Here is an 11,500-nt window from a genome sequence, read left to right as displayed (position 1 = left end):
CACGGGACGACCGTAACCGGAATCACATATTTCTCTTGATCGCTAAGGGCCCTGCGTGAGAGCCTGCGCGCTCCTTGAAATTCTCCAGATCGGAAAATCACCGAGATGAATGCAATATCACGGGGTCGTCTTACGGCTGTCGCCGCCGCGGCGGCGTGCCTGGTGATGGGAACCGCCACGACTGCCAGCGCCGGCACCAACTCGCCCATCTCCAACGCGAGCAACGGTGACGGTTACGCCTATTTCGTGGCCGACGGCGACAACTTCATCGTCTACGACGGCAAGTGTGACGGCGACACCGTCTGGGCCCAGCTGACCTGGTACAAGTCCGGCGAGGGCTGGCACTACCGGACGGTTCGCAACACGTCCGGGTGCGGGCTCGAGGACACGCGGCACCCGTGGAACATCCCCGAGGGCGCGTCCGTGTGGGTGCGGGCCTGCGGCAGCGTGGAGGACAACTACTCCAACAGCGGCGACGGCTACCTCGGCACCGGCCACGACTGCGACCTCACCCAGGGCGGCCAGCGCGGCACGGCCTGACCCGCCGACGAGCCCAGGTCCCCCTCCGCTCGCAGGGGGACCGGGGCTCACCGCTAGACCCAGGTGTCCAGCCACATCCGTGACCGCCAGTCGTCGATCGGGATGGCGGTCCCGGTGTACAGGGGCCAGAAGTAGATGAAGTTCCAGGCGATCAGCAGCACCAGCACGCCCGCCCCCGTCGCCCCCGCCACGCGTCGGGTGTCGCTGGAGCCGGGTCGGCCGATGATCGCGCCGAGCATCATCGCGACGGCCAGGCACAGGAAGGGCAGGAAGACGACGGCGTAGAAGAAGAAGATCGTGCGTTCCTGGTACAGGAACCAGGGGAGGTAGCCGGCGGCGATGCCACAGGCGATCGCGCCCGCGCGCCAGTCGCGGCGCAAGAGCCAGCGCCACAGGACGTAGGCGATCGCGAAGGCGGCCGCCCACCACAGCAGCGGGGTGCCGATGGCGAGGACCTCGCGGGCGCACTTCTCGCCGGCGTCGACGGGGCAGCCGTCGTTGCCGGGCGTGGGGGACTCGTAGAAGAACGAGACCGGGCGGCCGTCGACGATCCAGCTCCACGGGTTGGACTGGTACGTGTGCGGGGAGTGCAGGCCGACGTGGAACTCGTAGACCTGGTGCTCGTAGTGCCACAGGCTGCGCCACCAGTCCGGGAACAGCCAGGACCAGTCGCTGTTCCTGCCGTCGGTCGCGGCCCAGTTGCGGTAGTAGCCGCCGGTGCCGTCGGTGGGGGAGAGGATCCAGCCGAGCCAGGAGAGCAGATACGTGGCGATCGCCACCGGCACCGTCGCCAGGAAGGTCAGGCCCAGGTCGCGCTTGAGGACCGCCTCGTACGGGTGGCGGGCGCCCGCCACCTTGCGGGAGCCGACGTCCCACAGGACCGCCATCACACAGAACGCGGCCAGGATGTAGAGGCCGTTCCACTTGGTGCCGATGGCCAGGCCCAGCATCAGACCGGCCAGCCAGCGCCAGGGGCGCCATCCGAAGCGGGTCGTCTCGGCGATGTGCGCGTCGGGGCGGGCCCGGCCGTCCGCGTCGAGCGGCAGCGCGGCCGCGAGTTTCTCCCGGGCCCGGTCGCGGTCCACGACCAGAGCGCCGAACGCGGCCAGCACGAAGAACATCAGCACGCCGTCGAGCAGCGAGGTGCGGGCCATGACGAAGGCCAGCCCGTCCACCGCCATCAGCGCGCCGGCCAGGCAGCCAAGGAACGTCGAGCGGAAGACACGGCGGCCGATACGGCACAGCATCAGCACCGAGAGGGTGCCGAGGAGGGCCGTCATGAACCGCCAGCCGAACGGGTCGAACCCGAACACCAGCTCGCCGAGTCCGATGACGTACTTGCCGACCGGTGGATGCACGACGTACGACGGGTCCGTCGGGATCGTCACCTTGCCGCCGACGTCCAGGATCAGGTCGTTGGCGTTCTTGTCCCAGTTGACCTCGAAGCCGCGGTGGACGAGCGCCCAGGCGTCCTTGGCGTAGTACGTCTCATCGAATATCACCGCCTTCGGGCCGCCCAGGTTCCAGAACCGGATGACGCCCGCGAACAGGGTGACGAGCAGCGGACCGCCCCAGCCGGACCAGCGCACGATCCGGTCGACCAGCGCTTTCGGCAGCCCGAGCGCCGCCCACATCCGCGGGTTGGGCTGCGCGTACGGCGGTACGAGCCGGTCGCGCACGTCGCTTCTGGGTCCGGCCGTGTAGCCGAAACGGCGCAGCCGCTGCTGCCAGGACGGCCGCTGGTCCTGCGGTGCCTGGGCCTGTCGGGTGTCCGTGGAGTCCATGGACGACGCTGTACTGGTCACCGCGCCATCGTAGGGAACACGGCTGTGGGAGTCCCGTGGATGGGTGCTGCGAGGATGGAAACGTGACAGGAACCCTTGTTTTGGCAGGCACCCCCATCGGCGACACCGCGGACGCTCCGCCCCGGCTCGCCGCGGAACTGGCCGGCGCGGACGTGGTCGCCGCCGAGGACACCCGGCGGCTGCGGCGCCTCACCCAGGCGCTCGGGGTGACGCCCAAGGGGCGCGTCGTGTCGTACTTCGAGGGCAACGAGGCCGCCCGTACTCCGGAGCTGGTCGAGGAGCTCGTCGGCGGCGCGCGCGTGCTGCTCGTGACCGACGCCGGGATGCCGTCCGTGTCCGACCCCGGCTACCGGCTCGTCGCCGCCGCCGTCGAGAAGGACATCCGCGTCACCGCCGTCCCCGGCCCCTCCGCCGTCCTCACCGCGCTCGCGCTGTCCGGGCTGCCCGTCGACCGGTTCTGCTTCGAGGGATTCCTGCCGCGCAAGGCGGGCGAACGCCTGACCCGGCTGCGGGAGGTCGCCGGGGAGCGGCGGACCCTCGTGTACTTCGAGGCCCCGCACCGGCTCGACGACACCCTCGCCGCGATGGCCGAGGTGTTCGGCGCGGGGCGGCGGGCCGCCGTCTGCCGCGAGCTGACCAAGACGTACGAGGAGGTCAAGCGGGGTCCGCTGGAGGAGCTCGCCGCGTGGGCCGCGGAGGGGGTGCGCGGGGAGATCACCGTCGTCGTCGAGGGGGCGCCGGCGAAGGGGCCCGAGGAGCTCGACGGCCCGGAGCTGGTGCGCAGGGTGCGGGTGCGCGAGGAGGCGGGCGAGCGACGCAAGGAGGCGATCGCGGCGGTGGCGGCGGAGGCGGGGTTGCCGAAACGGGAGGTCTTCGACGCGGTCGTCGCGGCCAAGAACGCGGCCTCCTAGAAGAGGGCGCGTGACCCAGCGCACAGGCCCTCTGAGCAGGGCGCATGTCTTTTGAGCGTGCGCCCCACGGGCAGGCAAAGGGGGATGGCCGAAGGCAAAGCGCAGCCCCTGCCGCAGAGGCCGTTTCGGCAAGGAAAGTCCAAGACGGTTCCAACACTCGACAGGGCTGATGCATTCGCTCCGGCGGAAGCGTCCACTGGGTGAAGGGACGCACCCGTCCCTGTGTCCAGCGGACCAGAGGAGCTGGCATGAGCGAGATCGCAGGGCAGACCGCCGCACTGCGCAGCGGCGCCACCGCCGTCGTCCACGAGTCGTATTCCTTCGCCTGCATGCGGTGCGGGCACGGCTGGGAGCAGTCGTACGAGATCGAGCACCACACCGGTGCCGACGGCCACGACTTCGTCATCTACGTCGCGAACGGCCAGGTCGTGCCGTCGCCGCTGAGCCGGCCCACGTGCCAGAACTGCGACGGGCACGTCGTACGGATCATGCGCCCCGGACAGGTGTCCTCGGTGCTCGACGCCGTGCACCGCCGGCAGCGCCGCGCCCCGCAGGCCGGGCCCGTCGAGGCGCCCGAGGTGCCCGCGCAGGCCAAGGAGCGCCACCACTGGCAGCTGTCCGATCTCCTGCATCCGTTCCACCACCGCAAGGCGAGCTGAAGCCCCGCCTCCCCCGGGGAGAGGGCATGCCCCTTTCGTAGGATCGGGGCATGCCCTCCTCAAGCTCCAGCCCTCGTGAGAAGCCCGCAAAGAGCACAGCGCCGCCGCTGCCCGAACCCCTCCGGGTGGCCGTCGCCGACTCCCACACCCACCTCGACATGCAGTCCGGGACGGTGGAGGAGGCCCTCGCGAAGGCCGCGTCGGTGGGCGTGACGACGGTCGTGCAGGTGGGCTGCGACGTACGGGGCTCGCAGTGGGCCGCGCAGACCGCGGCGCGATACGACGCCGTCCATGCCACCGTCGCCCTGCATCCCAACGAGGCGCCGCGCATCGTCCACGGCGACCCCGACGGCTGGTCCCGGCAGGGCGCGCGGCAGCCGGGGGGAGCGCAGGCCCTCGACGAGGCGCTCGCGGAGATCGAGCGCCTGGCCGCACTCCCGCAGGTCAAGGGCGTCGGCGAGACCGGTCTCGACTACTTCCGCACCGGCCCCGAGGGCAAGGAGGCGCAGGAGCGCTCCTTCCGCGCCCACATCGAGATCGCCAAGCGGCACGGCAAGGCCCTCGTCATCCACGACCGCGACGCCCACGCCGACGTCCTGCGCGTGCTCAAGGAGGAGGGCGCCCCCGAGCGCACGGTCTTCCACTGCTACTCCGGCGACGCCGAGATGGCGGAGATCTGCGCCCGCGCCGGATACTTCATGTCCTTCGCCGGCAACGTCACCTTCAAGAACGCCCAGAACCTGCGGGACGCGGTCGCGGTGGCCCCGCCGGAGCTGCTCCTCGTGGAGACCGACGCGCCCTTCCTGACGCCGGCGCCGTACCGCGGACGGCCCAACGCGCCCTATCTCATTCCGGTCACGGTGCGCGCGATGGCCGCGGTGCGGGGTGTCGACGAGGACGCGTTGGCTACAGCACTCGCCTCGAACACCGCTCGGGCGTTCGACTACTGACCCGATCGGCCGTAACCACCAGTAGCCGCGCCGCTTTGGAGAGTGACGGCCACTCCGCTAGGTTCTGGGTCTCTCTGGACCCTGGAGCGTGTCGGCGTGAGCAACTCCCAGTACCAGACGTACGAGACGTACGGCCCCAACGATCCGTACGGCGCGGGGTACGACCCGCACAGCGCGGAGACGGTGGCGTACGGCGTCCAGGTCGCGCCGCCGCTGCCGACCCCGCCGATGCCCGTGTCGTACGAGGACACGTACCGGCCCGCTTACGAGCTGCCCGAGGCGCCCGCGCCCGCCCCGCACACCGGAGCGAGCCGGCGGGCCGCACGCCGGCGCAAGGGGCGGGGCGTCGAGCGCGCGGACAGCGCGATGCGCCGGCTGCTGCCGCAGGCGCTGGTCGTGGCGTTCCTCGCCGGCGGCACCACCGCGTTCGTCGCCAAGGACAAGGCGATCGAGCTGACCGTCGACGGCAAGCCGCGCACGCTGCACACCTTCGCCGACGACGTGACCGAACTCCTCGCCGACGAGGGCGTCGACGTCGGGGCGCACGACGTGGTCGCGCCCGCCCCCGGGACGGCGCTCTCCAGCGGCGACGAGATCGCGGTGCACTACGGGCGCCCCGTACGGCTCACGCTCGACGGGGAGCGGCGCGAGGTGTGGACGACGGCGCGCACGGTGGACGGGGCGCTGAAGCAGCTGGGGGTGCGCGCGGAGGGCGCGTATGTGTCGACCTCGCGCTCCCGGCCGATCGGGCGCGAGGGGCTCACGCTGGACGTGCGCACCGAGCGCGCGGTCACGGTCATGGCGGACGGCCGCTCGCGCACCGTGCGCACGAACGCGGCGACCGTGGCGGAGGTCGTCGAGGAGGCCGGCATCACGCTGCGCGGGCAGGACACGACGTCGGTCGCGCCGGGGAGTTTTCCGCGTGACGGGCAGACCGTCACCGTGTTGCGGATCACGGGGACCAAGGAGGTCCGCGAGGAGGCGATCCCGTTCCGGGTGGCGCGGACCCAGGACCCCTCGCTGTTCAGGGGGACGGAGGTCGTCGAGCAGGCGGGGCAGACGGGGCTGCGGCGGATCACGTACTCCCTGCGGACCGTCAACGGCGTCAGGCAGAAGCCGCGGCGGATCAGGTCCGAGGTGGTGCGGGAGGCACGGACGCAGGTGGTGAAGGTGGGGACCAAGCCGTTGCCGATGTCCGTGCAGGGCGCGGACGGGCTGGACTGGCAGCAGCTGGCGAGGTGCGAGTCGGGGGGCCGGCCCGACGCGGTGGACCCCTCGGGGACGTACGGCGGGCTGTACCAGTTCGACACCCGGACCTGGCAGGGGCTGGGCGGGAGCGGACGGCCGCAGGACGCACCGGCGGCGGAACAGACGTTCCGGGCGAAGAAGCTGTATGTGCAGCGGGGGGCCGGCCCGTGGCCGCACTGCGGGAGGCGGCTGCACGGGTGAGGGGCGCTCCCACCGCCCCGTACCCTTGTGGCCGTGAGCAGCAGCCCCGCCCCCGACGCCCTTCTCGGCCCCGCCGACGTCCGTGAGCTCGCGGAAGTCCTCGGTGTGCGACCGACCAAGCAGCGCGGGCAGAACTTCGTGATCGACGCGAATACGGTGCGCCGTATCGTCCGTACCGCAGACGTCCGCCCGGACGACGTCGTCGTCGAGGTCGGTCCGGGGCTCGGGTCCCTCACCCTCGCGTTGCTCGAGGTCGCGGACCGGGTCACCGCGGTCGAGATCGACGACGTGCTCGCCGCTGCGCTGCCCGCCACCATCGAGGCCCGCATGCCCGGCCGGGCCGACCGCTTCGCGCTGGTGAACTCCGACGCGATGCAGGTCGACGAGTTGCCGGGCCCGGCACCCACCGCGCTCGTGGCGAACCTGCCGTACAACGTCGCCGTGCCCGTCCTCCTGCACATGCTGGAGACCTTCCCGACCATCGAGCGGACCCTCGTCATGGTCCAGGCGGAGGTCGCGGACCGGCTCGCCGCGGGGCCCGGCTCCCGGGTGTACGGCGTGCCGTCGGTGAAGGCCAACTGGTACGCCGAGGTCAAGCGGGCCGGGTCCATCGGCCGCAAGGTCTTCTGGCCCGCGCCCAACGTCGACAGCGGGCTCGTGTCGCTCGTCAAGCGCGCCGAGCCGATCAGGACCACCGCCTCCAGGCGCGAGGTCTTCGCCGTCGTCGACGCGGCCTTCGCACAGCGGCGCAAGACACTGCGGGCCGCCCTCGCCGGGTGGGCCGGGTCCGCGGCCGCCGCCGAGGTCGCGCTCGTCGCCGCCGGGGTCTCGCCGCAGGCGCGCGGGGAGGCCCTCACCGTCGAGGAGTTCGCCCGTATCGCCGAGAACCGCGTCGAGCACGACAACGAGGAGCCGAGCCGCCCGTGAGCGTCACCGTCCGCGTCCCCGCCAAGGTCAACGTGCAGCTCGCGGTCGGCGCCGCCCGCCCCGACGGCTTCCACGACCTGGCCAACGTCTTCCTGGCGGTCGGCCTCCACGACGAGGTGACGGTCACCCCGGCCGACGAGCTGCGCATCACCTGCGCGGGGCCGGACGCGGGGCAGGTGCCTCTTGACCGTACGAACCTGGCGGCGCGCGCGGCGCTGGCCCTCGCCGGGCGACGCGGCATCGAGCCCGCCGTGCACATCCACATCGCCAAGGACATCCCCGTCGCCGGCGGTATGGCCGGCGGCAGTGCGGACGGTGCCGGGGCCCTGCTGGCCTGCGACACCCTGTGGGGCACGAACGCCTCCCGCGCGGAACTGCTCGAGATCTGCGCCGAGTTGGGCAGCGATGTGCCGTTCAGCCTGGTGGGCGGGGCCGCGCTCGGGACCGGGCGGGGGGAGAAGCTGCGCGTGCTCGACGTCGGCGGGACCTTCCACTGGGTCTTCGCGATGGCGGGGCGCGGGCTGTCCACCCCGGCCGTCTTCCGGGAGTTCGACCGGCTGGCCGAGGGGCTGGACGTCCCCGAGCCCGTCGCCTCCCAGGAGTTGATCGAGGCGCTCGCGAAGGGTGACCCCGACGCGCTCGCCGCGGCCGTCTCCAACGACCTTCAGCCCGCCGCCCTCTCGCTCTTCCCGGAGCTCGCCGACACCCTCGCGGCCGGCCGGACCGCCGGTGCGCTCGCCGCGCTGGTGTCGGGGTCGGGTCCGACGACGGCGTTCCTGACGCGCGATCCGGAGGCCGCGGTGAAGGTGGCCGAGGCGCTGTCGGCGTCCGGTACGTGCCGGGCCGTGCGGACCGCGTCGGGGCCCGTGCCGGGGGCGACCGTGGTGGCTGGATCCTGACGTTCCCCCTGACAATTTCCCGATCTTCCTCAAAGCCTTCACGGAGTAGGGGTTGACTGCATATATATGCAGGTCAGGTGTTACATACGCCACAGTATTTGAATGTTCACCATTGGCATTCAAGGTCCTTTTTCGCATGCTCTGTGTCATGGGTGGGGCTGGCATGATCAGCCAACCCCGGTCCTCTGTTACCGGTGGTACTTCCGTGTGCGCGGCGACCCCCCGCCCGTGCCACATGCGAGAGGAACTCCCCCCATGGGTCACATGGATCACTTCAGTGCCGGCTGGGTCACCCCCGTCCTTTCCTATGTCATGGCGTGCGTCGGCTCGGCGCTGGGACTGCGCTGCACCCTCAGGGCGCTCGAATCGGACGGCACCTCGAAACGGAACTGGCTGACGCTCGCCTCCGTCGCCATCGGCTCCGGCATCTGGACCATGCACTTCATCGCCATGCTGGGCTTCAGCGTCGAGGGCACACCCATCCGCTACGACGTCCCGCTGACCGTGCTCAGCCTGCTGATGTCCGTCGGTGTCGTCGCGGCCGGCGTCTTCACCGCCGGATACGGCAAGTCCCGGGTGACCTCGGTCGTCTTCGGCGGCCTGGGCACCGGTGTCGGTGTCGCCGCCATGCACTACACCGGCATGGCCGCGCTCAATCTGCACGGTCGGGTCGACTACGACCCCGCCCTCGTCATCGCCTCCGTCGCGATCGCCGTCGTCGCCGCGACCGCGGCGTTGACGCTGACGCTGGTCGTGCGGGGTGGGGTGCTGGCCGTGCTCGCCGCGCTGGTCATGGGGCTTGCGGTGAGCAGCATGCACTACACCGCGATGTTCGCGGTCGAGATCTCGCTGACGCCCAGCAGCGCGGGTCTGCCGGGGGCGACGCCGACGGAGTTCATCTTTCCGTTGGCGGTGGTGCTCGGGTCGTTCCTGTTCCTGGCCGCCGCGTATGTCGCTCTGTCGCCCACCGGGAAGCGGCATGAGTCGGCCATCGCCGCGGAGATTCTCCGTGAGGTCGAACTCGCGACCGCCTGAGGGCGCCAACGGATCTGCCACGCCATGGCTGTTGGCGTCCGCGGGTTCGTTGTGGCTGGTCGCGCAGTTCCCCGCGCCCCTTTCGGGGCGCCTTACGCACCGCATTTCCCAGTAACGAGGTTCCTCCATGCGCGTTCTCCGTACCACGACCGGCAGGCTTCGGCCCAGATCCGTCCGGGCGAGGATCGTCTCCCTGCTGATGCTGCCCATCGTGTCCCTCATGGCGCTGTGGGGCTTCGCCGCCGTGACGACCGCGTCCAGCATCGGCGACACCGAGCGGGCCAAGGACGTCAACGCCGAACTCCTCACCCCCGTCAGCAGGTTCGTCACCGCGTTGCAGGCCGAGCGCACCGCCGTCATGCGGCACAAGGACGCGCCCGCCGCCTACGCCACCGCCCGCAAGGCCACCGACAGGGCCGCGACCGCCGTGCTCGACGGCATCAACGCCTCCAGCTCGGACGCGGCCCTCCTCGACGCGAGCCTGCCGCAGCGCATCGAGACGCTGGAGGGCGAGGCCGACCGGCTCCCCCAGCTCCGTACCGAGGCGGCCGCGAAGCCCTCGACGGCGTACCCGAAGTACACCGCGGTCATCGGGCACGCCTTCTCGGTCGCGGGCGGTCTCACCGGCGACCGGAGCACCGACGCCGCCTCCGACGCGCGCGTGGTGCTCGAACTCTCCCGGGCGCGCGAGGCGTTGGCCCGTGAGCAGGCGCTGCTGGGCGCCGCCGAGGCCGCCGGGACCCTGACGGGGCAGAGCTACGCGCAGTTCGTCGGCGCGGTCGCCACACAGCGGCAACTGCTCCAGCCGGCGGCCGACGACCTCAAGCCCGCGCACCAGGCGGCGTACGAGGAGATCCTGTCCGGCGACCGGTACGCCCGGCTCCAGTCGGTCGAGAACCGGGTGCAGAGCGCCGGTCCCGGCGCCTCGGCCGTGGCGCCGGGGCTGCTGACCGGCTGGGACGCGGCGTCGGCCGGGGTGCTGAAGGACCTGACCGCGGCCGAGAGCGCCGCCGGTATCGGCGCGACCGCCAAGGCCGACCCGTTCGGCTGGGACACCCTCGGCGCCTCCGGCGTCGCCGTGGTGCTGGGCCTCGTGGGTGTGCTGCTGTCGCTGCTCGTGTCCGTCCTCGTCGGACGCGGCCTCATCGTCGAACTGCTCGACCTGCGCAACGACGCCCTGGAGGTGGCGGGGCGCCGACTGCCGCAGGCCATGCGCAGACTGCACGCCGGGCAGGGCGTCGACATCGACGCCGAGGCCCCCATGCGCCGCCTCGTCGGCGATGAACTCGCCCAGGTGGGCACCGCGTTGACCGCCGTCCAGCGCGCCGCGCTCAAGGCCGCCTCCGAGCGCGCCGAACTCCTCAGCGGCATCTCCGGCGTGTACGTCAGCCTCGCCCGCCGCAGCCAGGTGCTGCTGCACCGCCAGCTCGACCTGCTGGACGGCATGGCGCACCGGCAGCGGGACCCGAACGAACTGCAGGACCTGTACCGCGTCGACTACCTGGCCACCCGCATGCGCCGGCACTCCGAGTCGCTGCTGATCCTGTCCGGCATCGCGCCCGGCCGCGGCTGGCGGGACCCGATCCCGCTCGCGGACGTGCTGCGCGCCGCGACCGCCGAGATCGAGAGCGCGGGCCGGGTGCAGATCTGGGCGGTGCCGAAGGTGTCCGTGGTGGGCGGTTCGGTCGCCGACGTCATCCACCTGCTCGCCGAACTCGTCGAGAACGCGACGGCGTTCTCGCCGCCCAGCGCCAAGGTGCAGTTGCGCGCGGCCCGGATGCGGGACGGGGTGCTCATCGAGGTCGAGGACAGCGGCTTCGGCATGAACGAGCAGGCTCTCGCGGACGCCAACAGCAAGATCCAGTCCGAGAAGGTCGACCTCCTCGACGCCAAGCAGATCGGCCTGTTCGTGGTGAACCGGCTGCGCGAGCGCCAGGGTCTGCGGGTGGAGCTGCGCGCCTCGCCCAACGGCGGTGTCACCGCGGCGGTGTTCATCCCCGAGCCCCTCATACGCGACGACATGCCGGTGGGCGAGCAGGTCTTCGGCGGGCGCGGACTGGCCCCGGCCGCGGCGCTGATCCCGCAGCAGCGGATCTCCGGCGCCGGGGCGTGACGTCTTTGCCCGATCTCCACACGATCTACTGCGGACGTAGTACGTGCCGGACACCCGGGGCCCCTAGGGTCACTTGACACTTCAAGCGCCACCGGCGCCCCTCGGGTGCCGCACGCGCCCCCCAAGTGAACGCATCGGAAGGCACGTCCGTGTCCGAATCCCCCACCCCCACCCCCTCCCCCGCCTCCCATCGCAGGAAGCGGCCCCTGTCC

Annotated in this window: 10 protein-coding genes; 9 read left to right on the top strand and 1 reads right to left on the bottom strand. The window is 71.7% G+C overall.

Annotated elements, in window-relative coordinates; translation table 11 throughout:
• The first annotated feature begins 105 nt into the window (after positions 1 to 105).
• Positions 106 to 540 carry a hypothetical protein gene (locus TN53_RS27780; RefSeq protein ID WP_159038213.1) on the top strand — a complete coding sequence of 145 codons (435 nt, stop codon included), beginning with the start codon at positions 106 to 108 and terminating at the stop codon, positions 538 to 540.
• Positions 541 to 593: 53 nt separating this feature from the next.
• On the opposite strand, the gene TN53_RS27775 is transcribed toward TN53_RS27780, so the two are convergent.
• Entirely contained in the window at positions 594 to 2,345 is a 1,752-nt protein-coding gene (locus TN53_RS27775) for a dolichyl-phosphate-mannose--protein mannosyltransferase (protein WP_046261423.1), read from the bottom strand.
• A gap of 62 nt (positions 2,346 to 2,407) precedes the next feature.
• On the opposite strand from TN53_RS27775, the gene rsmI reads away from it, so the two are divergent.
• From rsmI to TN53_RS27735, 8 genes are all read left to right on the top strand, one after another.
• Positions 2,408 to 3,256 (top strand): 16S rRNA (cytidine(1402)-2'-O)-methyltransferase, encoded by an 849-nt coding sequence (gene rsmI, locus TN53_RS27770; RefSeq protein WP_046261422.1) that lies wholly within the window; start codon positions 2,408 to 2,410, stop codon positions 3,254 to 3,256.
• A gap of 248 nt (positions 3,257 to 3,504) precedes the next feature.
• Positions 3,505 to 3,915 (top strand): hypothetical protein, encoded by a 411-nt coding sequence (locus TN53_RS27765; RefSeq protein ID WP_046261421.1) that lies wholly within the window; start codon positions 3,505 to 3,507, stop codon positions 3,913 to 3,915.
• Positions 3,916 to 3,965: 50 nt separating this feature from the next.
• Entirely contained in the window at positions 3,966 to 4,865 is a 900-nt protein-coding gene (locus tag TN53_RS27760) for a TatD family hydrolase (RefSeq protein WP_046261420.1), read from the top strand.
• A gap of 96 nt (positions 4,866 to 4,961) precedes the next feature.
• On the top strand, positions 4,962 to 6,314 hold the full coding sequence (locus tag TN53_RS27755; RefSeq protein ID WP_046261419.1) for a resuscitation-promoting factor: 1,353 nt from the start codon (positions 4,962 to 4,964) through the stop codon (positions 6,312 to 6,314).
• 33 nt (positions 6,315 to 6,347) lie between these two features.
• Positions 6,348 to 7,241: a 16S rRNA (adenine(1518)-N(6)/adenine(1519)-N(6))-dimethyltransferase RsmA gene (gene rsmA / locus TN53_RS27750; RefSeq protein WP_046261469.1), complete on the top strand. Its 894-nt coding sequence runs from the start codon at positions 6,348 to 6,350 to the stop codon at positions 7,239 to 7,241.
• Positions 7,238 to 8,140: a 4-(cytidine 5'-diphospho)-2-C-methyl-D-erythritol kinase gene (locus tag TN53_RS27745; RefSeq protein WP_046261418.1), complete on the top strand. Its 903-nt coding sequence runs from the start codon at positions 7,238 to 7,240 to the stop codon at positions 8,138 to 8,140. The genes rsmA and TN53_RS27745 overlap by 4 nt, the downstream gene beginning before the upstream one ends.
• Positions 8,141 to 8,395: 255 nt before the next feature.
• Positions 8,396 to 9,175, top strand: a complete 780-nt coding sequence (locus TN53_RS27740; RefSeq protein ID WP_046261417.1) for an MHYT domain-containing protein — start codon at positions 8,396 to 8,398, stop codon at positions 9,173 to 9,175.
• A 127-nt stretch (positions 9,176 to 9,302) separates the two neighbouring features.
• Complete coding sequence (locus TN53_RS27735; RefSeq protein WP_046261416.1) at positions 9,303 to 11,288, top strand: nitrate- and nitrite sensing domain-containing protein; 1,986 nt, start codon at positions 9,303 to 9,305, stop codon at positions 11,286 to 11,288.
• Positions 11,289 to 11,500: the final 212 nt, after the last annotated feature.

The sequence above is a fragment of the Streptomyces sp. WM6386 genome, assembly GCF_000972385.1.
Classification (GTDB): domain Bacteria; phylum Actinomycetota; class Actinomycetes; order Streptomycetales; family Streptomycetaceae; genus Streptomyces.
This window is presented reverse-complemented; position numbering and strand designations above follow the sequence as displayed.